26 protein-coding genes and 1 riboswitch are annotated in these 21,768 nt (G+C 71.7%); of the genes, 14 read left to right on the top strand and 12 right to left on the bottom strand.

The features are described 5' to 3' along the window. Nucleotides 1-195: 195 nt before the first annotated feature. The gene (locus GD880_RS10800; protein ID WP_152231629.1) at nucleotides 196-477 is read right to left on the bottom strand and encodes a PLD nuclease N-terminal domain-containing protein; all 282 of its coding nucleotides are present in this window, start codon (nucleotides 475-477) and stop codon (nucleotides 196-198) included. Next, nucleotides 474-1,919, bottom strand: a complete 1,446-nt coding sequence (locus GD880_RS10795) for a hypothetical protein (RefSeq protein ID WP_152231628.1) — start codon at nucleotides 1,917-1,919, stop codon at nucleotides 474-476. The genes GD880_RS10800 and GD880_RS10795 overlap by 4 nt, the downstream gene beginning before the upstream one ends. 413 nt (nucleotides 1,920-2,332) lie before the next feature. Between GD880_RS10795 and GD880_RS10790 the strand changes: the two genes are divergently transcribed. Continuing rightward, entirely contained in the window at nucleotides 2,333-3,154 is an 822-nt protein-coding gene (locus GD880_RS10790) for an MBL fold metallo-hydrolase (RefSeq protein WP_152231627.1), read from the top strand. A 53-nt stretch (nucleotides 3,155-3,207) separates the two neighbouring features. On the opposite strand, the gene GD880_RS10785 is transcribed toward GD880_RS10790, so the two are convergent. The 4 genes from GD880_RS10785 to GD880_RS10775 form a co-directional block, all read right to left on the bottom strand. Continuing rightward, the gene (locus GD880_RS10785; protein ID WP_152231626.1) at nucleotides 3,208-3,642 is read right to left on the bottom strand and encodes a ribosomal maturation YjgA family protein; all 435 of its coding nucleotides are present in this window, start codon (nucleotides 3,640-3,642) and stop codon (nucleotides 3,208-3,210) included. 139 nt (nucleotides 3,643-3,781) lie between these two features. Beyond that, the gene (locus GD880_RS20345) at nucleotides 3,782-3,931 is read right to left on the bottom strand and encodes a hypothetical protein (protein WP_193314454.1); all 150 of its coding nucleotides are present in this window, start codon (nucleotides 3,929-3,931) and stop codon (nucleotides 3,782-3,784) included. Beyond that, nucleotides 3,928-4,389, bottom strand: a complete 462-nt coding sequence (locus tag GD880_RS10780; RefSeq protein ID WP_152231625.1) for a hypothetical protein — start codon at nucleotides 4,387-4,389, stop codon at nucleotides 3,928-3,930. The genes GD880_RS20345 and GD880_RS10780 overlap by 4 nt, the downstream gene beginning before the upstream one ends. Before the next feature lie 98 nt (nucleotides 4,390-4,487). Continuing rightward, nucleotides 4,488-4,718, bottom strand: a complete 231-nt coding sequence (locus tag GD880_RS10775) for a hypothetical protein (protein ID WP_152231624.1) — start codon at nucleotides 4,716-4,718, stop codon at nucleotides 4,488-4,490. A 361-nt stretch (nucleotides 4,719-5,079) separates the two neighbouring features. Between GD880_RS10775 and GD880_RS10770 the strand changes: the two genes are divergently transcribed. The 7 genes from GD880_RS10770 (at nucleotide 5,080) to GD880_RS10740 (ending at nucleotide 10,876) form a co-directional block, all read left to right on the top strand. Next, the gene (locus tag GD880_RS10770; RefSeq protein ID WP_152231623.1) at nucleotides 5,080-5,721 is read left to right on the top strand and encodes a TetR/AcrR family transcriptional regulator; all 642 of its coding nucleotides are present in this window, start codon (nucleotides 5,080-5,082) and stop codon (nucleotides 5,719-5,721) included. Between the two features lie 187 nt (nucleotides 5,722-5,908). Beyond that, a complete protein-coding gene (locus tag GD880_RS10765; protein ID WP_152231622.1) occupies nucleotides 5,909-6,424 on the top strand; it encodes an aromatic ring-opening dioxygenase LigA in 516 nt (171 codons plus the stop codon). Between the two features lie 182 nt (nucleotides 6,425-6,606). Further along, entirely contained in the window at nucleotides 6,607-6,993 is a 387-nt protein-coding gene (locus GD880_RS10760; protein ID WP_152231621.1) for a hypothetical protein, read from the top strand. 66 nt (nucleotides 6,994-7,059) lie between these two features. Continuing rightward, nucleotides 7,060-7,172: riboswitch (SAM riboswitch) on the top strand. Between the two features lie 20 nt (nucleotides 7,173-7,192). Continuing rightward, nucleotides 7,193-7,519, top strand: coding sequence for a hypothetical protein (locus tag GD880_RS10755; protein ID WP_152231620.1), 327 nt, complete (start codon nucleotides 7,193-7,195; stop codon nucleotides 7,517-7,519). A 111-nt stretch (nucleotides 7,520-7,630) separates the two neighbouring features. Further along, nucleotides 7,631-8,269, top strand: a complete 639-nt coding sequence (locus GD880_RS10750) for a TetR/AcrR family transcriptional regulator (RefSeq protein WP_193314453.1) — start codon at nucleotides 7,631-7,633, stop codon at nucleotides 8,267-8,269. A gap of 181 nt (nucleotides 8,270-8,450) precedes the next feature. Further along, entirely contained in the window at nucleotides 8,451-9,296 is an 846-nt protein-coding gene (locus GD880_RS10745; RefSeq protein WP_152231618.1) for an aldo/keto reductase, read from the top strand. A 161-nt stretch (nucleotides 9,297-9,457) separates the two neighbouring features. Beyond that, nucleotides 9,458-10,876: an MFS transporter gene (locus tag GD880_RS10740; RefSeq protein ID WP_152231617.1), complete on the top strand. Its 1,419-nt coding sequence runs from the start codon at nucleotides 9,458-9,460 to the stop codon at nucleotides 10,874-10,876. Between the two features lie 64 nt (nucleotides 10,877-10,940). Here the strand turns inward: GD880_RS10740 and GD880_RS10735 are convergent, their stop codons facing one another. Continuing rightward, on the bottom strand, nucleotides 10,941-11,441 hold the full coding sequence (locus GD880_RS10735; RefSeq protein WP_152231616.1) for a metallophosphoesterase family protein: 501 nt from the start codon (nucleotides 11,439-11,441) through the stop codon (nucleotides 10,941-10,943). Continuing rightward, nucleotides 11,442-11,873: a hypothetical protein gene (locus GD880_RS10730; RefSeq protein ID WP_152231615.1), complete on the bottom strand. Its 432-nt coding sequence runs from the start codon at nucleotides 11,871-11,873 to the stop codon at nucleotides 11,442-11,444. Between the two features lie 108 nt (nucleotides 11,874-11,981). Between GD880_RS10730 and GD880_RS10725 the strand changes: the two genes are divergently transcribed. Beyond that, complete coding sequence (locus GD880_RS10725) at nucleotides 11,982-13,097, top strand: tellurite resistance/C4-dicarboxylate transporter family protein (protein WP_226909568.1); 1,116 nt, start codon at nucleotides 11,982-11,984, stop codon at nucleotides 13,095-13,097. 45 nt (nucleotides 13,098-13,142) lie between these two features. Here the strand turns inward: GD880_RS10725 and mtnN are convergent, their stop codons facing one another. From mtnN to GD880_RS10705, 4 genes are all read right to left on the bottom strand, one after another. Next, nucleotides 13,143-13,865 (bottom strand): 5'-methylthioadenosine/S-adenosylhomocysteine nucleosidase, encoded by a 723-nt coding sequence (gene mtnN / locus GD880_RS10720; protein WP_152231614.1) that lies wholly within the window; start codon nucleotides 13,863-13,865, stop codon nucleotides 13,143-13,145. Next, nucleotides 13,862-14,314: an S-ribosylhomocysteine lyase gene (locus GD880_RS10715; RefSeq protein WP_405002746.1), complete on the bottom strand. Its 453-nt coding sequence runs from the start codon at nucleotides 14,312-14,314 to the stop codon at nucleotides 13,862-13,864. Before GD880_RS10715 ends, mtnN begins: the two co-directional genes overlap by 4 nt. Before the next feature lie 108 nt (nucleotides 14,315-14,422). After that, nucleotides 14,423-15,214, bottom strand: coding sequence for an ABC transporter permease (locus GD880_RS10710; protein ID WP_152231612.1), 792 nt, complete (start codon nucleotides 15,212-15,214; stop codon nucleotides 14,423-14,425). Then, entirely contained in the window at nucleotides 15,211-16,113 is a 903-nt protein-coding gene (locus tag GD880_RS10705; RefSeq protein WP_152231611.1) for an ABC transporter ATP-binding protein, read from the bottom strand. Before GD880_RS10705 ends, GD880_RS10710 begins: the two co-directional genes overlap by 4 nt. Nucleotides 16,114-16,243: 130 nt before the next feature. Here GD880_RS10705 and GD880_RS10700 point away from each other — a divergent pair, with 130 nt between their 5' ends. The 5 genes from GD880_RS10700 to nrdE all read left to right on the top strand — a co-directional run bounded on the left by GD880_RS10700 (nucleotide 16,244) and on the right by nrdE (nucleotide 21,707). Further along, nucleotides 16,244-17,566 carry a sensor histidine kinase gene (locus GD880_RS10700; RefSeq protein ID WP_226909567.1) on the top strand — a complete coding sequence of 441 codons (1,323 nt, stop codon included), beginning with the start codon at nucleotides 16,244-16,246 and terminating at the stop codon, nucleotides 17,564-17,566. After that, nucleotides 17,563-18,267: a response regulator gene (locus GD880_RS10695; protein WP_226909572.1), complete on the top strand. Its 705-nt coding sequence runs from the start codon at nucleotides 17,563-17,565 to the stop codon at nucleotides 18,265-18,267. Before GD880_RS10700 ends, GD880_RS10695 begins: the two co-directional genes overlap by 4 nt. A gap of 539 nt (nucleotides 18,268-18,806) precedes the next feature. Next, nucleotides 18,807-19,055 carry a glutaredoxin-like protein NrdH gene (gene nrdH / locus GD880_RS10690; protein WP_152231609.1) on the top strand — a complete coding sequence of 83 codons (249 nt, stop codon included), beginning with the start codon at nucleotides 18,807-18,809 and terminating at the stop codon, nucleotides 19,053-19,055. Between the two features lie 109 nt (nucleotides 19,056-19,164). Further along, the gene (gene nrdI / locus GD880_RS10685) at nucleotides 19,165-19,581 is read left to right on the top strand and encodes a class Ib ribonucleoside-diphosphate reductase assembly flavoprotein NrdI (protein WP_152231608.1); all 417 of its coding nucleotides are present in this window, start codon (nucleotides 19,165-19,167) and stop codon (nucleotides 19,579-19,581) included. Continuing rightward, nucleotides 19,551-21,707, top strand: a complete 2,157-nt coding sequence (nrdE, locus tag GD880_RS10680) for a class 1b ribonucleoside-diphosphate reductase subunit alpha (RefSeq protein WP_152231607.1) — start codon at nucleotides 19,551-19,553, stop codon at nucleotides 21,705-21,707. The genes nrdI and nrdE overlap by 31 nt, the downstream gene beginning before the upstream one ends. Nucleotides 21,708-21,768 lie beyond the last annotated feature (61 nt).

Raw genomic sequence — 21,768 nt, 5'->3', positions numbered from 1 at the left:
GAACGGCCGACTCGAGCACCTCCGAGGCTCCGCCCTCGGCTTCCGCAACCTCACCAACTACATCGCCAGATCCCTGCTAGAGGCCGGCGGATTCAGACCCCGACTACACCCTCAATTCTGAAGAGCCCGTTTTCTGTTCACGTGCTGAGCCATGTGCTGAGCGTCCCCGTCCTGGTGCTCCCCAGCGCACTGTCGCTAACCAGTGGTTGGAGCGCGGACCTTCCCACGTCGGCCGATCAGGAGGTAGACGATAGGGCCGGCGACCGGGACGAGGAGGACGCCCAGCGCCCACAGGGCGGCCTGGGTCGAGGTGAGGTCCTTCCGGCGGACCAGATGAACGAGGGCGACCACGGCGAGGACGACGGCGACCACGAGGGTCAGTGACCAGACGGTGTCGTACGCAGCGGGCAGGAGGACGTCGTGCTCCTCGGCTGGGCCGAGCAGGAGCCGTCCTCCGTCGGCGCTGGTCCCGATCATGAGGTCGGCAACTTGAGCAGCTCCGGGATGAAGACGTCCCGCACGAAGTCGACGCTCTTCGACGGCACGGATCCGGCGGGGTTGGACTCCTCCAAGTTGACGTAGGCTACCCAGGCTCCGTCGTCGGAGCGCACCCGCATGGCGACCGCCCACTCGTCGGCGCGCATGATGCCGGTGCCGCCCTCGACGTCGAAGGGCTGATAACCCTGGTCTTCCTGGACCTTCCTCTGGGTGCCGCCCTCCTCCCATGCCTGGATCTGCAGGGCGGCCTGCTTGTCCAGGTGCAGCGCGAAGCAGAGGGTGGTTCCGGCGCGGCCGTCGTCGAAGCAGGCGTCGATGAACGATGAGCGGGCGATGGAGTTGCGCTCGATGCGGACTGGGACGAAGTCGGTGCCCCGCACGAGCGCCTCGTACGGTTTCGCTTCCCCGGGGCTGAGCGGCTCGGACGTCTGCCTGGGCATCGCGGGCGCCCCCGGCTCCTTGAAATACAGGTTCGGCTCCACCTGGGCCCACCCGGCGCCGGGATCGTCGTGCGTGTCGGCGACGAGAAGTGCGCCCTGACCATCGTGTCCGAGCTCGATGCCACGCACGCCGAAGGTCTCCACCGGCCCGCAACCGGCGCCCATGCCCGGCTGAGCGGCGACGTGGACGATGAAGCAGACGCTGTCCTTCTCCCGGCCCGGGACCGCCGGGTTGGCGGGCTGCAACCCCACCCAGTAGCGGTTGCCGATGTCTGTGGTCGTGAGGAGTCGGGTCGTGGCCGGATCGACGCCGAAGTCATCCGGGTCGTGCGGGGCCGGCAGGCGGTCCTCCTCGGCCTGCTCGCGCTCGAGGAGGGCCAGGTCCACCTTCGCGCGGGCGAGATCCTCCGCGTTGGTCGCAGCCAGGCAGTGCTGGAAGGCCCGGTCTTCCTCCGAGAGGGTGTCCCACTTCGCCTGCTGGGCGGCTACCTCCTCGTCGCTGAGGCCGGCCGCCAGCAGGTCCTCGGGCGTCGCGAGGGTGCTGGCTGCGGCCTCGTCGGTGGTCGAGGCGATCGCCGCGGCGACCCGGTCGCGCACGGCCGGGTCGGCACACGGGTTGTTCCCGCCGTCGGCGACTGCGGTGGGGGAGTCGTTGTCCTGAACGCCGCCGCACCCGGTGAGCGCCAGAGCGGCGCCGGCAAGGAGCGCGAAGGCTCGTAAGCGTCTCTGCATGGGAAGACCCTCCGTCGCGTCCGATTCCCCTCCAGTGGCGAACGTACCGGTTGCGAGGCCCGCCCAGGAATGGTTCTCCGCAACGGGACCGCCCTGGAACTGCGGGTGCCTCAGGCAGCCCGGGGGATCCCCTGCCGGTCGAAGAAGCCGTCGATGCGCAGTGCCCGCCTCGATCTGGCGCAGCTCGGGGAGTGTGAGCTTGGCGCCGTGGCGATCGCCGGCAAGGCAGGCGAGGTCGAGGCTCTCCACGCCGGCATGCGGTTGGGCCAAGCACGTCCTGGTCGCACCGAAGCACACGTCCACCGTTGGTCACCCGATCGAGACGGTGGATCGCCGTGTATGGCGGACCGGCGGAACCATTGATGTGGCGGAGAACGGATGGAACGACGCCGGCGCGCGACAATCCTGCCCGGCGTGAGGATCGGGGCGCGACACCTGCGGTCGCCGCGGAAGCGGTCGTGACCGAGGACTTCCGGCCCAGAGCCTGGTGACCGGCACGAAGGCCCCTGTTCGCCGCACGTGATGAACCCTCCCCTCGAACGTCGACCAGCAATGACCGGTACGGGAACACCGCGCAGGCGGCGGCAGAACCGGCCCTCGGATCACCGCCACGTACTACCGTTTTCGACAGGGGGTCGCAGACCACAATCGGAGTGGGATTCATGCTGGAACACGTCGCTGAGGGCGTTCTCGTTCGCCAGAGCGAGTTCATCCAAAGCAATTCCGTTGTCGTGCAGGGCCGGGCCGGTGTGTTGCTCATCGACCCCGGTATCACGAGCGATGAGATGGCCGGCCTCGCGAACGACCTTTGGGAGTTGGGTCAGCCCGTCGTCGCAGGTTTCTCGACGCACCCCGATTGGGACCACGTGCTCTGGCACGCGAACTTCGGCGACGCGCCGCGTTACGGTACAGCCCGCTGCGCGGCTTCTATGCGAGACCTGCTGTCAAACGCGGACTGGCAGGCCCGCGTAGCTGAGGTGCTGCCCCCGGAGTTCGCCGAGGACATTCCGATGGATCTGCTCGGGCTCATCACTGGTCTGCCCACCGAGGCGGCGCAGATTCCTTGGGAAGGCCCCAAAGTCCGAATCATCGAGCATCAGGCCCATGCCCCCGGCCATGCGGCGTTGTTGATCGAGGAGTGTGGCGTCCTCGCCGCCGGCGACATGCTTTCTGACATCCTGATGCCGTTCCTTGACCTCGAGGCCGCGAATCCGATCGAGGACTACCTCGGCGCGCTGCAGCTTTTCGAGAGCGTGGCCGACGACATTGATGTCGTCATCCCTGGTCACGGCTCAGTCGGTGGAGTTGATCATGTCCGAGCACGAATCACACAGGATCGCGCATACGTGCAAGCCCTCCGAGACGGTGGTGCTCCCGACGACGCGCGGGTCGGTCCATCGGGCGTGTTGGATTGGTTGCCCGACGTGCATGAATGGCAACGACAGCAGCTCGCTCAGAAGAAGCACGACGGAACGGTCGGCTAGCGATCCCTCAGCGGGCACCGGGCCTTGTCCGATGACCGCCGAGTCCCTGGCCGCTACCGGGATTTCGCGGCGTTGCTGAGCGTCCAATCGCCGGCATAGGCGAGGGTGCATCCACCGCCGTAGGCGAACAGGTCCGCCATTCCGAAGGTGGTGCCAAGCATCAGCCGAATGGGCGGCCACGATTGTGCCAGCTCCGCGGGTAGACCGGTGAATTGGAAGACCTCGATCAGCGCACAGGCCATCATTGCTGCACCCGCGATCAGGACCCTGGACTTCCCGGGGATCAGGATCGCAACGAGCAGGTAGATCAGGACGGCGTACAAGGCGTCGCCGGCAGGGCCGGTCCACGCACCATCGCCGAACGTGCGGATGCTCAAGCCGAGGGCAACGCTGCTCAGCGCGGCAATGCCCAACGCGGCTCGCCTGGCTTTGGTATGCGCCGGCGTGCTGGTAGCTGGCACGTAGGCGGACACTGGACGGTCTGCCATGGACTCTCCGATCCAACCGCCGAACGTACCGAAACCCGACTCCGCCGGGAATTACCATTCAACGTGGCAATGACGTTTGCGACAAATCTCATGAATCCTGGCGATGGCCTCTCAACCTTGGCCGTGCGCTTCGCCCCGGTCAGGCCGGGCTGCTGAGGGCCCAGGCCACCATCAGCCAGGCCATGGCCCCGATGAGGAGGAGCGTGGCGATGGCGGTGATGACGCCGAGGACGACGGTGGTGAGGAGCAGCCAGCCGGGGGCTGAGCGGAGGAGCCTGAGCCAGTTCACTTCGCGTGCGTTCGTGTGGGACTGGCGGGGTTCGGGCCGATGATCGCGAACCCGTCTCCGAGCTGCCCGGCGACGTCGGGGAGGAGCGTCGTACTCACAAGGGTGGCGTCGGGGCGCCCCGTGCTGCCGTTGAGGCCGTGTAGGGCGAAGTGGTCGTCGGTGGAGCAGGACCCGCTTGAGAAGGCATCGTTCTCGACAGGTCCGTCGAGGACCATGACCAGGCACCAGAGGCGGTCCGCAGGGCCCGGCGCGGCGTAGAAGGGGACGTCGTCGACCTGACCGATGTGGCGGAGGTTGGCGTACTGCTCGAGGGGGACGCCGGCATTGTCGGGGAGTGCGTCCTCGGCGCCGACGGGCTGGTCGAGGGCGGCCAGGCGGGGCGGGGCGGCGGCCTGGGAGGCGTTCCGACCGGCGAGGGGCAGGCCGGCGACGACGGCGGCAGCTGCGATGGGCCTCATGGCCGGACGCTAGCAGTGCCCGTGCACGTCGCCGGGCCGACCGTGGGGAAGCCGAATCGAGAGCCAGGTCTTGTTTCAGGCGGCCGACCGCAAGGGTCTCAGCTCGCGAGTGAGAACCGCGCTCGCAGACCGGACAGGACATCGCCCATCGAGAGCGAGGTGCGGGCAGGCCGGATGCGTCCGGTGCCGCGGCACGCGGAGCATTCGCCGGACTCGGGTCGGTACGAGGGGATGCCGATCGCGGTCCCGATCAGACGCGAGGCCGGCAGTGTCAGGCCCAGCCCGTCGCAGGCGGGGCAGCGAACCGAGCCGGTCTGCTTGGTCTTCATGGCGATACCTCCTTTGCGTTTCGGCAACGGCAGGGCAGGCCCCACGACGGGGCAGGATGCGGGTGCCGTGGAGCCTCGCCTCGCCGTTCGGGCCGTCCGGGGGCGTGCAGCTCCTACGAGTGGTCCAACCAGTTTTCGTGCCCATGTGTTCCTCAAATCTGGTGAGGCCCTCGGCACACGCCGGCTCTGCCGGCCCCGGGGGTAGCGACAGGCCGGTTGTCCGAGTGCCACTGGCGTGCGGCTTCGTCATTTCCCGGTGTGTCATCACCGGCGGAGGGACACGGCAGGGCCTGTGTCGTGGAAGGCTTCGTCCGACGCATCCGCGCCGTCAGGACCTCTCGACCATGGAGGGCTTCGCCGCATGTCTGACCCTTCGCTCGTGCAGGACGGGCAGCCCGCCAAGCGCGGACCGGGCCGCCCGCGGCACGCCGACACCGAGGAGCGCGCCTACCGCGCCGTGCTCGAGCTGTTCGGCCACAAGGGCTTCGACGGAATGAGCCTGGACGCCGTCGCGCAGAGCGCCGGGGTGGGGAAGTCCTCGATCTACCTGCGGTGGAAGAACAAGCGCGAGCTGCTGCTCGAGGCGATCAAGGACATGGAGTCGCACCACGTCTACCCGGACGACGAGGGGCTCGGAATTCGCGACTACCTCATTTCCTACGGGCTGGGCCGCGCGCAGCTCTACCTCGGCGAGTACGGCGCGGCGATGGTCAGCCTCATGTCCGCCTCCTACGTCCACCCGGCGGAGTTCCAGGACCTTCTCGCCGAGAGCATCAGCCGCGGCGTGCTCCAGGCGGTTCATCGCATCGCCCGTGCGGTCGACGACGGCGAGCTGCCGGCCGGTGTGGCCGCCACGGACCTGCTCAGCGCGCTGGAAGGGGCCATCTTCTTCCGCCTGTTCATCTACCGGCAGGACCCGTCCACCGAGCCGCTGAGCGCCGCCAACCTCGACGCCACGATCACGCGCTTCGTCGACGTGCTCCTCACCGGCCTGGCGAACTGACGCTTACTGCTTGCAGCCGCCACATCGACCGGACAGAACGGACCCAGCTGGTCCGCTCCAGGGACATCACCTCCTGGGACTTTAGGCACGCATTGTCCCGATTTGTCGGCCCTACGTTGGTCGTGCTGGCAGATACACCGGGCACAAGGCACCGGGGCCGGCGCCGAGGTTCCAGGGAGGACCCGCCATGAACAGCAAGCCCGCCAAGGTCACCGGGATCGTCGCGATCGTCGCCGGGATCGTCTTCATTCTCGCCGGGGGCGTGACGTGGGGGTTGATCACCTCGAACCTGGTCGAGCAGAAGATCACCGTGGCGGAGGACTCGCCCATGCTGCCCGGGGACGAGGTCAACGGCCCGTTCTCGGCCTTCGCGGAGGCGCAGATCATCAACGAGCACGCGAAGCACGCCACGGAGGGCAAGACGTACGCCGAGCTGGGCGCGGAGGTCAAGGCCGCCGAGGCGGCCGGGGACACGGCCAAGGCGGAGGAGCTGCAGGGCCAGCGCACCACGGTGATGAACGCGTCGTTCCTGCGGGCCTCGCTGTTCACCTCGGTGATCGCCTACGGGGTGGCCGCCCTGGTGATGGGCCTGGGCGTGATCCTCACCCTGGTCGGCTGGGCCTTCACCCACCTCGCCGCCCCCGCCCCCGCCGCCGGCGCCGTGGCCGCGACCCGGACCGAGCGCGAGCTCGTCACCGCCTGACCCGAGCGTTCAGCCCCCGGAAGGCGCCGCCTCCGGGGGCTGATCGCTGCCCTCCGCGTCATTAGCCGGGAAGCGCCTCCGGTACAGCCCGCTGACCTGCGCGCTTGGCCCGAGCGGTACCCCTGGTCCACGCTGTGGCCCCGGCCACCTCGACCGGGTACCGGCCCGGGAAGGAGCACCACATGTCCGACCACACCTTCCTCGACAGCGACATGCACGAGGCCTTCGATCCGGTCCTGGACGAGACCCTCGCGGACCCGGTCACCGGGCTCGACGTCGTCGTCGACGGCTTCGACGGCCCCGCGACGCTCGTGCTGCTCGTGCCCACCGAGTTCGACCACCCCGACGCCGAGGAGGTCGAGCTGGTGGACGAGGAGACCAAGCGCGTGCGCGGGGGAGAGGACCTGTGGGGGCCCCTCGTGCCGGCCGCCCACGCCGTGCTCGGGGGCGACGACACCTCCGGTGGCTTCGACGACGCCTTCGAGACCGACGAGGACATCGACGTGGCCGTCGCGTACACCGCCGAGGAGGTCGACGACGAGGACGACGACGAGGAGGACGGGCGCTAACGACCTCCTCCGACCACGGGCGGAGGGGCCGCCCGCCTGTCGGTCCGGCCCGTTAGGGTGGGTCCCGGTCAAGAGGACCAGCGCCACGCCCTCCGGCGTGCTGGTCCGGCAACCGCGCATCGCGCACGGTGCCCCCGGAGGAAGACCCGCCCGCGCCGCCGGCGCGGGAAGAGCGACCCGTCCTGAAGGAGCCGCGCCCGTGAGCGCCGACCCGACCCCCGCCCCCTGCACGCCGGGCCCCTGCCAGAGCTACCGGCCCGGTCACAGCGTCCATCTCATCCAGGCGCGCCTCGCCCACCGCGCCACCGAGGGCTGGACCGACGGCATCGTGTGCCAGGTCCGCCCGGACGGCACCGCCGTCGTCGACTACCTCGACGGCGGCTCGGTGACCCTCTGGCACCACCACGACCTGGCCGCCCGGGCCCCGCAGGGCAGCCCCGTCCGCGTCCACGAGCACTACCGGCTGCTCGCCTGCGGCCGCGCCCTGACGTGCGTGCTCGTACTCGCCCACGACGACGAGCACTGACGTGCCGACGGCGCCCGCACCGGCCCCCAGATGCACGCAAACACGGCCGCGAAACCCTCATGTGATCGACACGTGACGCGTAGTGTCGAAGCCGATTGGAGGGGGCCAACGATGACGCAGACAACAGACACCCAGAACGTCCAGCCGGTCCGGCGAGGTCCGGGGCGGCCCCGGCACCCGGACACCGAGGCCCGCGCCTACCGCGCGGTCCTGGAGCTCTTCGGTCAGAAGGGCTGGTCGGGCGTCAGCCTCGACGCCGTCGCCACGCGGGCGGGCATCGGGAAGTCCTCGATCTACCTGCGCTGGCACGACAAGCGTGAGCTGCTGCTCGACGCCATCCGTGACCTCGAGGCGCACCACGTCACCCCGCAGACCGAGGGACTGAACATCCGCGACTACCTCGCCGCCCACGCCCGGGCGCGGGCCGAGCTCCTTCTCGGCGAGCACGGGGCGGCCATCGCGAACATCGTCTCGGCCGCCGTGGCCAACCCGGACGCATTCGGCGAGATCCGTGACGAGAGCGTCAGCCGCGGGGTGCTGGCGCTGGAGGGGCGGATCGAGCAGGCGGTCTCCGACGGCGAGCTGCCGCCCTCGACATCGCCCGGCCACCTGCTCGACGCGATCGAGGGGGCGATCTTCTTCCACGTCCTCATGACCGAGGCCGGTACCTCCAAGGAGGAGCTGCGTCCGGGAATCGGCGAGTGGGTGGACGAGCTCGTCGACATGGTGCTGCGCGGGGTGAATCGCTAGCCGCGCCCTCGGCCGCCGCGGCGAGGCGGGCGCCCCCGCGGCCCGCCCCGATACGGCGGTGCGCCGCGAGATGGTGGCATGCGGCGACATGGCGGCGCATGCCACCATCTCGGGCACGCCGACGGCGAGACGGCGCCGCGCCGACATGCGCGGGCGGTCGGACCCGGAGTATGCAGGGGGCATGAGCGAGTCCACGACACCCACGATCCGTCTCAACAACGGCGTCGCGATCCCCCAGGTAGGGTTCGGCGTCTTCCAGGTCCCCGAGGACACGACCCAGCAGGTGGTGGAGACGGCGCTCGAGGCCGGGTACCGCCACATCGACACGGCGGCGGCCTACTACAACGAGGCCGGCGTGGGCGCCGCGCTGCGCGCCGCGGGTCTGCCGCGCGAGGAGGTCTTCGTCACCACCAAGCTGCGCAACGCCGACCAGGGCTACGACGCGGCGCTGAGTGCGTTCGAGCGCTCCCGCACGGCCTTGGGCGTCGACGTCGTCGACCTCTACCTCATCCACTGGCCGGTCCCCGCCAAGGACCTGTACGTCGAGACCTGGCACGCGTTGGAGAAGCTGCTGGCCGAGGGGGCCGTGCGCGCCATCGGCGTGTCGAACTTCCTGCCCGAGCACCTCCGCCGCGTGGTGGCCGAGAGCGAGACGGTCCCGGCGGTCAACCAGGTCGAGGTTCACCCCACCTTCCAGCAGCGCGCCACCCAGGACGCGACCCGCGAGGCCGGCGCCGCCGTCGAGGCCTACTCCCCCCTCGGGCAGGGCCGCGACCTCGAGGACGAGGCGGTCACCCGCATCGCCGCCGCACACGGCGTGACGCCCGGCCAGGTGGTGCTGCGCTGGCACGTGCAGCGCGGGCGCATCGTCATCCCGAAGTCCGTCACCCCCGAGCGCATCGGTGCGAACCTCGACGTGTTCTCCTTCACGCTCGACGACGACGAGCTGGCCGCGGTCGACGGCCTGGACTCCGGCGAGCGCATCGGCGGGGACCCGGCGGTGTTCGCCTTCAGCCAGGCGCGCTGACCCGCCCCGGGCCGCGGCCCGGCCCCCCGGTCGCACGGTCGGGCCGTGTGACCCTTACCGCAGACGTCACGTTCGTCTCAATATCCGGGTTTCCGGTCCCACATCGTGGGCGGACAGAGGTAGTCTCTTTCGGTTCCACACGCGACCCGAGGAGACATCTCGTGAGTACGGCGACCACGCGCGAAGCGGACGAGCCCACGACCCGGACGGGCACCCACGTGCCCAAGAGCCGGATCATCTTCGCCAGCCTCGTCGGGACCTCGATCGAGTTCTACGACTTCTACGTCTACGCGACGGCGGCCATCTCGGTCTTCCCGCTGCTGTTCTTCCCCGCCGCCGACGCCAGCGGCGCCCTGCTCGCCTCGCTGGCCACCTTCGGCGTGGCGTTCATCGCCCGCCCCGTCGGCTCCGTGGTGTTCGGGCACTTCGGCGACCGGCTCGGCCGCAAGGCGACGCTGCTCGGCTCGCTGCTGACCATGGGGATCGCCACGGTCCTCATCGGGCTGCTGCCCACCTACCACCAGATCGGCCTGTGGGCGCCGGCGATGCTCGCCATCATGCGCTTCTGCCAGGGTCTGGGCCTGGGCGGGGAGTGGAGCGGCGCGGCGCTGCTGGCCACCGAGACGGCGGAGAAGGGCAAGCGGGCGCGCGCGGCCATGTGGCCCCAGCTCGGCGCGCCGATCGGGTTCCTCTTCGCCAACGGCTTCTTCCTGCTGCTGACCATCTGGATGGGCCACGACAGCACCGACCCCCGGCACGACGGCACCTTCCTCACCTGGGGCTGGCGCGTCCCGTTCCTCGCCTCGGCCGTGATCGTCGCGCTGGGCGTGTACGTGCGCGTCAAGCTCGAGGAGACCCCGGTGTTCGCCCGCGCCGTGGCGCGCGGCGAGAAGGTGAAGACCCCGCTCAAGGCGGTGCTGCGCACCAGCTGGCGCCAGCTCATCCAGGGCACCTTCATCATGCTGGCCACCTACACGCTGTTCTACCTGTTCACCACGTGGATCCTCAGCTACGCCATCGGCGCCACCGAGAACGGCATGCTGGGCATCGGCTACCGGCAGTTCCTCGTGCTGCAGCTCATCGCGATCTTGTTCTTCGCCGCGATGACGCCCGTCTCCGGGGCGCTGGCCGACCGGTTCGGGCGCAAGCCGTTCCTCATCGTGGTGACCGCGCTGATCCTGCTCTTCGGCTTCACCTTCAACGCCTTCCTCGCCCCGGAGACCATGGGCACCGGCGCGGAGGCCAACCTCGGGCTCATGCTCGTCTTCCTCGTCGTCGGCATGACGCTGATGGGCCTGACCTTCGGGGTGCAGAGCGCGATCCTGCCCGAGCTCTTCCCGACGAACGTGCGGTACACCGGCTCCGCCATCGCCTACAACTTCTCCTCCATCCTCGGCGCGGCGGTGGCCCCGTTCATCGCCGCCTGGCTGGTGCAGAGCTACGGCGTGGCCTGGGTGGGCGTCTACCTCGCGTCCATGGCGCTGCTGACCCTGCTGGCGCTGTTCGCGACCAAGGAGACCCGCGACCGCGACCTGGACACCCTCAGCGACGCCCCGGAGGCCGAGCGGGTCACCGCCTGACCGCCGCCCGAGTCGCCGACCGACGCGCCCCCGCCCTCCCGGCGGGGGCGCGTCGGCCTTCCGGTCACAGCTCGTGCAACGTGACGTCGGCGCCGGCCGGCGTCGCCCCGAGCACCACGGTCATGAACGTCCGGTGCGGCTGGCGCCGCCGGTCGGTGGGGGAGCCGGGGTTGAGCAGCCGGCGCCCGCCCGGGGTGGTGGAGTCCCAGGGGATGTGGCTGTGGCCGAAGACGAGGAGGTCGACGTCGGGGAAGCGGGCGTCCATGCGTCGCTCGCGCCCCTGTGCCGCGCCGGTCTCGTGGACCACGGCCAGGCGCAGCCCCTCCACCGTCGCCCGGGCCACCTCGGGCAGGCGCCGGCGGATCTCCGGGCCGTCGTTGTTGCCCCAGCACGCCACCAGGCGGCGGGAGCGGGCGCCGAGCTCGTCGACGAGCCGCTCGTCCACCCAGTCCCCGGCGTGCACGACGACGTCGACGTCGGCCACCGCCGCCCAGACCTCCGCCGGCAGGGCCCGGGCCCGCTTGGGCCAGTGGGTGTCGGCCAGGAGGAGCAGCCGGGTGGGCACTCAGGCGCGGGGCCGGTCCTCGGGCCGCAGGCCGCCGGGCTCCTCGTGCCGTCCCGGGACGTAGCCGTCCGGGCCGGCCTGGGAGCCGGGGTCGTGCTCGGGGTCGAGGGCGTCGGCGTCCTGCCGGTGGGTCTCGGCCTCCTCCCGCACCCGGGCGGCCTCGTCCGTGCCTCGGCGCGCCTCCTGCTCCAGCCGGTCGGCCTCCACCCGGGCCTGCTTCGCCTGGGCCGCGGCGGCGGCCGCGTCCGCCTCGCGCTTGCGGGCGGCGAGGTCCTGCTCCTCGCCGCGGGCCCGCAGGTCGGCGGCGTGCGCGCGGTTCTCCTGCTCCCGGATCCGCTCCTGCTCGCGGCGGCGGCGACCTGCGGCGACGACGGCGAGCACGATGACGGCCACCACCACGATGGCCAGGACGATCCACACCCAGGTGTCCATGCGACGGTCCTCCTCCGGTTGGTCCAGCCTCTGGCTGACATAGAACCGCTGACCACGGGGGTCGGCCACCGGAGCGCGGGACCGCGGGCCCCGGACTACGCTCGCCGGGTGGCCAGTGCGCCGGACCGCGCCGGCACGCTCACCGGCCGGGCCCGTCTAGCGCTGGAGACCCTGGCCCCCGGCTACTTCGCCCTCGTCATGGCCAGCGGCATCATCTCCGTGGGCCTGGACCTGGAGCGGGACCCCCTGCTCTCCACCGCGCTGGCCGCGGTGTGCGCGGGTGCCTGGGCGACGCTCGTCGTCCTCACGGTGCTGCGCCTCGTGCTGGCGCCGGGGGGCGTGCGGGAGGAGCTCGCCGACCCGCGCCGCGCCTTCGGGTTCTTCACGTTCGTGGCGGGGACCAACGTGCTCGGGGTCCGGCTGGCCGGCGAGGGCCTGGTGGGGTGGACGGCGGCACTCCTCGCCGTGGCCTTCGGCGGCTGGCTGGTGCTCGGCTACGTCGTGCCCTGGACGGCGGTCCTCGGGCACACCACCCGGCCGGTGCTCGCGGCCGCGAACGGGACGTGGTTCGTCTGGGTGGTGGCCAGCCAGTCGGTGGCGGTGGCGGCCGCGACCGTGCAGCCGGTGCTCGCGCCGGGGTGGCGCGGCGGCCTGGCGCTGGTCGCCGTCGTCTCCTGGGCGGTGGGCATCTTCCTGTACGCCGCCGCGGGCGTGTTCGTAGCCCTGCGGATGATGCTCTTCGACCTGCGCCCGGTGGACCTGGACCCGTCGTACTGGGTGGCCATGGGCGCGTGCGCGATCACCGTGCTGGCCGGCGCCCGCATCCTGGAGATGGCCGATGCGCCGATGGTCCTGGCCACCCGAGGCCTCGTGGGCGGGCTGTCGGTGGTCTTCTGGGCGTTCGCCACCTGGCTCCTCCCGCCGCTGGTCGCGGCCGGCTGGTGGCGCCACCGCCGCCACGGCGTCCCGCTGGACTACGACGCCACGCTGTGGAGCATCGTGTTCCCGCTGGGGATGTACGCCGTCGCCGGCATCTACCTCGGCCGGGCCGACCGGCTGCCGGTGGTCGGCGTCGTCGGCGCGGCGGAGCTGTGGGTGGCCCTGGCGGCGTGGGCCGCAGCCTTCGTCGCCATGGCCGTCCACCTGTGGCGCACCGTGGGGCGCGCCGCCCGCCCGCCCGACGACCACCAGCCCGGCGACCGCCGGCGGCCGGCCCGGCGCTGACCGCGGCCGCCGCGCCGCGCGCCCCCCCGCTAGCCGCACCCCCGGCTAGCCGCGCGGCCGGCCGGCGCCCAGCACGTCGAGGACGACGTCGGCGGCCCGGGCGGCGACCTCCTCCACCGCCATGTGGAAGTCCTGGTCGGCGGCCGGCCCGCACAGGTCGGAGATGCCGCGCACCGACAGGAACGGCACGCCGTGGGAGTGGCACACCTGGGCGATGGCGGTGGACTCCATGTCCGTGCTCAGCGCCGCGGGGAAGGCCGCGCGGACCTCGGCGACGTTGACGGCGGTGACGAACGAGTCGCCGGAGACCATCTGGCCCGTGCGCAGCCGAGGCGCCGCCGCGCCCCGGGCCGCGGCGAGCAGCCCCGGGTCGGCGTCGTAGGCCGGCGGCATCCCGGGCACCTGCCCGCGCTCGTAGCCGAAGGCGGTCGCGTCGGCCCCGGCGTAGGTGTAGCGCTCGCCGACGACGACGTCGCCCACCTCCACCGCGGCGGCCAGCCCGCCGGCGGACCCGGTGGACACCACCGCGCGCGGGGCGACGCTCATCAGGGCGTGCACGGTGGCGGCGGCCGCGTTGACCAGCCCGATGCCGCCGCGCACGAGCAGCAGCCGGGCCGCCCCGACGGTGACCAGCCGGGTGCGGGCGTGACCGGCCGCCGTCTCCGGCCCGACCTCGCCGGCCCGCTCCAGGTAGGGGCGGACCTCCTCCTCCATGGCGCCGATGACGACGGCGTCCACCGCCGGCGGCGCCGCGGGCGCGGCGCTCACGCGGTGACCTGGGCCCACTCGTCGCGACGGGCGAGCATCGCGCGGGCGGCCTCCTTGGCGCCTCCGAGCGTGTGGCTGGCGGCCCAGCCGCACTGGACCTCGTTCGCGGCCGGCACCTCGGTGGCGTCGACGACGTCCTGCAGCCCCGCGGCCACCAGGTCGAGGACCTCCTCCAGCGGGTGCTCGCCGGCGAGCAGGAGGTAGAAGCCGGTCTGGCAGCCCATGGGGGAGAAGTCGATGACGTCGTCGGAGTGGTTGCGCACGTGCTCGGCGAAGGTGTGCTCGAGGGAGTGCACCACCGGCATCTCGAGATGGTCGACGTTGGGCTGGCAGAACCGCACGTCGTACTTGGTCAGCACGTCGCCGCGGGGCAGGCGCTTGGTGTCGGCCACCCGCACGTACGGCGCGGCGACGGTGCGGTGGTCGAGGTTGAAGCTCTCGACGTTCATGGGCATGGCGGCTCCTCAGGTCGGTCCGCCCCCATCATGCCTCCCCGCCGCTCGTGCCCCCGCGGCGTCGGCGTCGTGCGCGGCGAGGGCGCTCGTCCCGCCGTCCCGTCACGACACCTCGCGCCGCGCCGTGCGCCACAGCCCGACGGCGAGCGGCAGCGCCACCCACACCGCCACCGACGTCGCCAGCCGGGCCGCCTGCGGCCCCGTCAGCTCACCGCCCATGAGCGGCAGCAGCGCCATGTTCATGTCGAGCCATTGCGCCGGCTCGGTCAGCCGGGGGACGAGCAGGCCGAGCACGGACCAGGCGGTCGGCAGGGCGAGGTAGGCCACGATCGCCGCCGGGGTGTTCAGCAGTGCCAGGCCGAACGCGACGCCCTGGGCGACGAGGAGCAGGAAGGCGACGGCGCTGCCGGCCGTGGCCCCGGCGTCCAGGGTCCAGTCGCCGGCGCCGTCGCGCCAGAACATCCCGAGGACGTTCGCCACCGCGCCCACCGCCGCGGCCGCCGCCGTGACGACGACGCCCAGCGCGCCGGCCGCGGCGAGCTTGGCGACGTGCACGCGGGTGCGACGAGGCTCGAGGACGAAGGTGGTCAGGGCGGTGCGCTGGGACCACTCGGCGGTCGCGGCCATGATGCCGAGCAGCGGAAGCAGCAGGACCTGCCCGAAGGAGGCGGTCAGGCTCAGCTCCTGCCAGGTGAGGTCGGCCGGCTCCGCGACGACGAGGTGCACCGCGATGAGGCCGGCGCTGAGGAGCACGACCACGGCGAGCAGCCACCGCCCGGCGCGGGTGTCGGTCTGTTTGCGCAGCTCGACGGCGACGAGCCGGAGGAACGGCACCGGGCGGGGACCGGGGGAAGCGGGCGCGGGGGGCGTGGCGGTCTCGATGGGGGTGGTCATGCGGGAACCTCCTCGCGCCCGTGGCGGGCGGTCGTCGTGAAGAAGAGTTGCTCCAGCCCGTCGGTGGCGGGGCGAAGGTCGGTGATCACCACCGCGGCGCCGAGGGCCGCCCGCCCCACCTCCTCGGCCGGCGCGGAGGTGACCAGCGCGCCGTCGAGGCGGACCTCGTGCCCGGCGGCCTCGAGCGCGCGGGCCAGGGCGGGGTCGTCCAGGCTGCGCACCCGGCTGCCCGGCGCGGCGAGCAGCGCCGCCGTGCCGCCCTGGGCCAGCACCTTCCCGCCGCCGATGATGACCAGGTCGTCGGCGACGGCCTCGACCTCGCGCAGCAGGTGCGAGGAGAGCAGCACGGTGCCGCCGGCGTCGGCGAAGCCGCGCAGCAGTTCGCGCATCCACCGGATGCCGGCCGGGTCGAGGCCGTTGGCGGGCTCGTCGAGGACGAGCGCGGCGGGGTCCCCGAGCAGCGCGTGGGCCAGGCCGAGGCGCTGGTGCATGCCCAGGGAGTAGGTCCGCACCCGGGCGGCCGCCTCCTGGGGAGTCAGGCCGACCCGGTCGAGGAGCGCGTCCACCCGGGCGGCCGGGACGTCCATGAGGCGGGCGGAGACGGCGAGCACCTCGCGCCCGGTGCGGCCGGGGTGCTGGGCGGCGGCGTCGAGCAGCACGCCCACGTGCCGGCCGGGGTTGGGCAGGGCGGCGAACGGCCGGCCCAGGACCGTCGCGGCGCCGGCCGTCGGGGTGGTCAGCCCGCACAGCATGCGCAAGGTCGTGGACTTCCCGGCGCCGTTGGGTCCGAGGAAGCCGGTAACGCGGCCGGCCTGGGCGGTGAAGGACACGTCCTCGACGGCGGTGACGGCCCGGCCGCGCCGGGCGTACCGCTTGGTGAGGTGCTCAGCGGTGATCATGGGACCACCGTCGCGGGCGTCGGGGCCGGCGGGCGTCCGGCGCCGGGATCGGCCTCGTCCACCTTTGGTCGGACCCGTCCGGGCCGGACGAGGGATCCGGGCCTTGTCCGTCCGCTCCTACGCTGACGGCGTGACCCCCTCCTCTTCCGGGCCGCAGGCCCCGGCGCGCGGCGCCGACGCTGTGCGCCCGGCGCCTCCGCGGGACGCCGACGCCGTGCGCCCCGCCGCCACCGCCCGGCCCGCGCCACCGGCGCTGGGCTGGTGGCAGCGCACCTGGCGCTACCTCGCCGCCGCGGGCACCGGCTTCGCGTTGTGGGTGGCGATCTCGGTGGACTTCATCGACTCCGTCGAGGCCGGCAACGGATCGGAGCTCGTCGCCGGCGGGCTGCTGTTCCTCGACGCCGTCCTGGGGCTGCTCGGGCTGGGCCTGCTCCCGCTGCGCCGGCGCTTCCCCACCGCGGTGGCGGTGAGCACGGCGGCCCTGACGGCCCTGTCCGCCTCCGCCGTCGGCCCAGCGGCTCTCGCCACCGTCTCGCTGAGCACCTGGCGGCGGCGCGGCCGGGTGGTCGCCGTCGTCGTGGTCTGGGCGGGGGCCACGGCCCTGTACGAGCTCGTCGTCCGCCGGAACGTCCCCGGCCTCGGCACCAGCGTCCTGATGACCATCGGGTCCGCCGCGTTCGGCGTCCTGGCCTGCGGGATCTGCGTGGCGACCGGCTACTACGTGGGGGCCCGCCGCGAGCTCCTGGCGTTCTGGCGCGAACGGGCGGAGACCGCCGAGCGCGAGCACGCCCTCGCCGGCGAGCGTGCCCGCGCGGCCGAGCGCACCCGGATCGCCCGGGAGATGCACGACGTCCTCGCGCACCGCATCTCGCTCGTGGCGCTGCACGCCGGCGCGCTCACCTATCGCACCGACCTCGACCGGGAGGAGACCGCCGCGGCGGCCGCGGTCATCCAGGACAACGCGCACCTGGCGCTGGGCGAGCTCCGGCAGATCCTCGGCGTCCTACGCGCCGGGGAGACCGGCAGCGCCGAGCCGCCCCAGCCCACGCTCGCCGACCTGCCGGCCCTGCTCGCGGACGCCGCCGAGGCCGGCACCCGGGTGGTCGCGGACACGGCCGGGCTGCCCGGCGCGGACCGAGGTGCCCTCGCCGGGCTGCCGCAGACCGTCTCGCGCACGGCCTTCCGCATCATCCAGGAGGCGCTGACCAACGCCCGCAAGCACGCCCCCGGCGCGGAGGTGCGGCTCGGCCTCGCCGGCCACCCGGGCGGGCGGCTCGCCCTCGAGCTGAGCAACGGCGCGGCCCCGAGCGCGGGTCCCGCCGGCCCGCCGGGGGCCGGCATGGGCCTCGCCGGGCTGACCGAGCGCGCCGACCTGGCCGGCGGCGCGCTGGAGCACGGGCTGACCGCCGACGGCCGATTCGTCGTGAGAGCGTGGTTGCCGTGGCCGAGCTGACCGAGCAGGGACCGGCCCCGACCGGCGACACGCCCCCGGCCGGCGCCGCGGGTCGCGTCCGGGTGGCCGTCGTCGACGACGACGCCCTCGTGCGCGCCGGCCTGCGCCTGATCCTCGGCGGCGACGCGCGCCTGGAGGTGGTCGGCGAGGCCGCGGACGGCGCCGAGGCCGTCACGCTCGTGGCCCGCCACCGTCCCGACGTCGTCCTCATGGACATCCGCATGCCGCGCACCGACGGGCTGACCGCGACCCGCGAGCTGACCGCCCGGGCGGACGGCCCGCGCGTCATCGTCCTGACCACCTTCGACACCGACGAGATGGTGCTCACGGCCCTGCGCCACGGCGCCGCCGGCTTCCTCCTCAAGGACACCCCGCCGGCCCGCCTCGTCGAGGCCGTCCACCGCGTGGCGGCCGGGCAGCCGATCCTCTCCCCCTCCGTCACCGCTCAGCTCATCGCCGCCGTCACGCACGAGGACGGCTCCCGCCGGCGGGCGGCACGGGCGCGCCTGGACCGCCTCACCGAGCGAGAACGTGAGGTGGCGCTGGCCGTGGCGCGCGGGCTGTCCAACGCCGAGATCGCCGCGGAGCTCTACCTGGGCGTCGCCACGGTCAAGACCCACATCGGCCGCCTGTTCACCAAGCTCGACGCGAGCAACCGGGTCCAGATCGCCCTGTGCGTCCACGACGCCGGGCTGGCCTGACCGCGAGCCCCGGCTGCCCGTACCGGTCGAGGGACGCGGCGGCGGCCGTCCCGCACGCCACCCGGCCGCGACACGCCGGGCGCCACGACACGCGCAGAGATTCGTGGCGAACCTCCCGCGGTCTGCCCGCGTTGTCCACCGCCGCCGACGGCCCCGTGCACAGGGTGTGGACAAAGGTGTGAAAACTCGTCCACAGCCTCCTCACGGCCCGGCCACCGCCGCCGATGTCAGTGGTCGGTGCGAGCGTGGGCACCACGAGGACGACCGCGTGGCCGCCGCGGCGGCGGGTGTCCACAAGGTGTCCCCAGGGTGACCCCTCGGGGTCCACAGTGGAGGAGGCGACGTTGTGGACAGATACCTCACACCACGACACGCCAACACAGCATGTTGGGGTCCCGGCGCCCCCAGACCCCTAGGTGTAGTGTCGGGAACCGAGGGAACGCCCGAGGCCCGGGCAAACCACAAACTTGTTGTTACAGCCGTGTCGGGGGTGGGCCCGGACCCTGTGACAACGCACCGAGGCAAGGAGATCGGCTCAGATGAGCATCACCGTCTACAGCAAGCCGTCCTGCGTCCAGTGCGATGCCACCTACCGTGCGCTGAACAAGCAGGGCCTGGAGTACGAGGTCGTCGACATCACGGTGGACCCGGAGGCGCTGGAGAGCGTCAAGGCGCTCGGCTACCAGCAGGCGCCGGTGGTCTTCGCCGACGGCGACCACTGGTCGGGCTTCCGCCCGGACAAGATCAAGGCGCTCGCGGCCGTCAAGGCCGGCGCCGTCGTGGCCTGACGCCATCACCGACTTCGGCCGGGCCGTCGCGATCCGGCGGCCCGGCCGAACACCAGCCCTCCGCCCCGCCCGCGGGGCCGGACGGGACCGGCGCGCTAGGGAGGCAGGCATGGGCCACATCGTCTACTTCTCCTCCGCCACCAACAACACGCACCGCTTCGTCGAGAAGCTCGGCCTGTCCGCGCAGCGGATCCCGCTGCGCCCCGGCGAACCGCCGCTGCGGGTGGAGCAGGAGTACGTGCTCGTGGTGCCCACCTACGGGGGCGGCAACGGGCGGGGAGCCGTGCCCAAGCAGGTCATCAAGTTCCTGAACGACGAGCACAACCGCTCACTGATCCGCGGCGTCATCGCCGCGGGCAACCTCAACTTCGGCAAGGCCTTCTGCCTCGCGGGGGACATCATCTCCGCGAAGTGCCAAGTGCCTTACCTGTACCGATTCGAACTTCTAGGGACCACCGAGGACGTCACCCGCGTCCGCGAGGGATTGGGGCAGTTTTGGCAGCAACGCTCACAGATACCGGCGTAGAGGTCGCCAGCGCACCGGAGCTCGACTACCACGCGCTGAACGCGATGCTCAACCTCTACGACGCGGACGGGAACATCCAGTTCGGTGCCGACCGAGAGGCCGCGCGGCAGTACTTCCTCCAGCACGTCAACCAGAACACGGTCTTCTTCCACAACCTCAAGGAGAAGCTCGACTACCTGGTGGCGGAGGGGTACTACGAGGGCGAGGTCCTCGAGAAGTACTCGTTCGAGTTCCTGACCAAGATCTGGGACTTCGCCTGGTCGAAGAAGTTCCGGTTCGAGACCTTCCTCGGTGCGTTCAAGTACTACACGTCGTACACGCTCAAGACCTTCGACGGGAAGCGGTACCTGGAGCGGTTCGAGGACCGGGTCGTCATGGTCGCGCTGACCCTGGCCGACGGCAAGGAGCAGGCCGCCCTCGACATGGTCGAGGAGATCATCACCGGCCGGTTCCAGCCCGCCACCCCGACGTTCCTCAACGCCGGCAAGGCGCAGCGTGGCGAGCTCGTCAGCTGCTTCCTGCTGCGCATCGAGGACAACATGGAGTCCATCGCCCGCGGCATCAACTCCGCGCTCCAGCTGTCCAAGCGCGGCGGTGGCGTGGCCCTGTCGCTGACCAACGTGCGCGAGTCCGGCGCCCCGATCAAGAAGATCGAGAACCAGTCGAGCGGCGTCATCCCGGTGATGAAGCTGCTCGAGGACTCCTTCTCCTACGCCAACCAGCTCGGGGCCCGGCAGGGCGCGGGGGCGGTGTACCTGCACGCCCACCACCCCGACATCATGAAGTTCCTCGACACCAAGCGGGAGAACGCGGACGAGAAGATCCGCATCAAGACCCTCTCCCTCGGTGTGGTCGTCCCGGACATCACGTTCGAGCTGGCCAAGAACAACGAGGACATGTACCTGTTCTCGCCGTACGACGTCGAGCGCATCTACGGCGTGCCCTTCTCGGAGATCAACGTCTCGGAGAAGTACCGCGAGATGGTCGACGACGGGCGCATCAAGAAGCGCAAGATCAGCGCCCGCGGCTTCTTCCAGACCATCGCCGAGCTGCAGTTCGAGTCGGGCTACCCCTACATCGTGTTCGAGGACACGGTGAACCGGGCCAACCCGATCACGGGCAAGATCACCATGTCCAACCTGTGCTCGGAGATCCTGCAGGTCTCCACCCCGTCGACGTACCACGACGACCTGTCGTACGCCACCGTCGGCAAGGACATCTCCTGCAACCTCGGCTCGCTCAACATCGCCAAGACGATGGACTCGCCCGACCTCGGCAAGACCGTCGGCACCGCGATCCGCGCCCTGACCGCCGTCTCCGACCAGACGCACATCTGGTCGGTCCCCTCGGTCGAGCACGGCAACAACGAGTCCCACGCCATCGGCCTGGGCCAGATGAACCTACACGGGTACCTCGCCCGCGAGCGGATCTTCTACGGCTCCGAGGAAGGCCTGGACTTCACGAACATGTACTTCTACACGGTGGCGTTCCACGCCGTGTCGGAGTCGAACAAGATCGCCATCGAGAAGGGCCGGGCGTTCAAGGGCTTCGAGGAGTCCAAGTACGCCACCGGGGAGTACTTCGACAAGTACATCAACGGCACCTGGGAGCCGCGCACCGATCGGGTGCGCCAGCTCTTCGCCGACGCCGGCGTGCACCTTCCCACCCGCGAGGACTGGATCCAGCTCGCCGCCTCCGTCAAGGAGCACGGCATCTACAACCAGAACCTCCAGGCCGTGCCGCCCACCGGGTCGATCTCCTACATCAACAACTCCACCTCCTCGATCCACCCGATCGTCTCCAAGATCGAGATCCGCAAGGAGGGCAAGATCGGCCGGGTGTACTACCCCGCGCCGTACATGACCAACGACAACCTCGAGTACTACGAGGACGCGTACGAGATCGGCCCCGAGAAGATCATCGACACCTACGCCGAGGCCACCCAGCACGTGGACCAGGGGCTGTCGCTGACGCTGTTCTTCAAGGACACGGTCACTACCCGCGACCTCAACAAGGCGCAGATCTACGCCTGGCGCAAGGGCATCAAGACGCTGTACTACATCCGCCTGCGCCAGCTGGCGCTGGAGGGCACCGAAGTCGAGGGTTGCGTCAGCTGCATGTTGTGACCTCACGCGGGGCGGGCCGGTCCCGGCCGGCCCGCCCCACGAGGTCGGACGACGGCGGGAG

Source organism: Georgenia ruanii (assembly GCF_009193175.1).
GTDB classification, from domain to species: Bacteria; Actinomycetota; Actinomycetes; order Actinomycetales; family Actinomycetaceae; genus Georgenia; species Georgenia ruanii.
The sequence above is the reverse complement of the archived record's forward strand: the minus strand, read 5'-3'. Positions and strand labels throughout refer to the sequence as shown.

Bases quoted from the DNA above. Each gene is read 5' to 3' on its own strand.
- GD880_RS10770 (WP_152231623.1), top strand. From the start codon at position 5,080: ATGTCTGACCCTTCGCTCGTGCAGGACGGGCAGCCCGCCAAGCGCGGA.
- GD880_RS10790 (WP_152231627.1), top strand. From the start codon at position 2,333: ATGCTGGAACACGTCGCTGAGGGCGTTCTCGTTCGCCAGAGCGAGTTC.
- GD880_RS10800 (WP_152231629.1), bottom strand. From the start codon at position 477: ATGATCGGGACCAGCGCCGACGGAGGACGGCTCCTGCTCGGCCCAGCC.
- GD880_RS10775 (WP_152231624.1), bottom strand. From the start codon at position 4,718: ATGAAGACCAAGCAGACCGGCTCGGTTCGCTGCCCCGCCTGCGACGGG.
- GD880_RS10765 (WP_152231622.1), top strand. From the start codon at position 5,909: ATGAACAGCAAGCCCGCCAAGGTCACCGGGATCGTCGCGATCGTCGCC.
- nrdH (WP_152231609.1), top strand. From the start codon at position 18,807: ATGAGCATCACCGTCTACAGCAAGCCGTCCTGCGTCCAGTGCGATGCC.
- GD880_RS10705 (WP_152231611.1), bottom strand. From the start codon at position 16,113: ATGATCACCGCTGAGCACCTCACCAAGCGGTACGCCCGGCGCGGCCGG.
- GD880_RS10780 (WP_152231625.1), bottom strand. From the start codon at position 4,389: ATGAGGCCCATCGCAGCTGCCGCCGTCGTCGCCGGCCTGCCCCTCGCC.
- GD880_RS10715 (WP_405002746.1), bottom strand. From the start codon at position 14,314: ATGAACGTCGAGAGCTTCAACCTCGACCACCGCACCGTCGCCGCGCCG.
- GD880_RS10745 (WP_152231618.1), top strand. From the start codon at position 8,451: ATGAGCGAGTCCACGACACCCACGATCCGTCTCAACAACGGCGTCGCG.
- nrdI (WP_152231608.1), top strand. From the start codon at position 19,165: ATGGGCCACATCGTCTACTTCTCCTCCGCCACCAACAACACGCACCGC.
- GD880_RS10785 (WP_152231626.1), bottom strand. From the start codon at position 3,642: ATGGCAGACCGTCCAGTGTCCGCCTACGTGCCAGCTACCAGCACGCCG.
- GD880_RS10750 (WP_193314453.1), top strand. From the start codon at position 7,631: ATGACGCAGACAACAGACACCCAGAACGTCCAGCCGGTCCGGCGAGGT.
- GD880_RS10730 (WP_152231615.1), bottom strand. From the start codon at position 11,873: ATGGACACCTGGGTGTGGATCGTCCTGGCCATCGTGGTGGTGGCCGTC.
- GD880_RS10710 (WP_152231612.1), bottom strand. From the start codon at position 15,214: ATGACCACCCCCATCGAGACCGCCACGCCCCCCGCGCCCGCTTCCCCC.
- GD880_RS10760 (WP_152231621.1), top strand. From the start codon at position 6,607: ATGTCCGACCACACCTTCCTCGACAGCGACATGCACGAGGCCTTCGAT.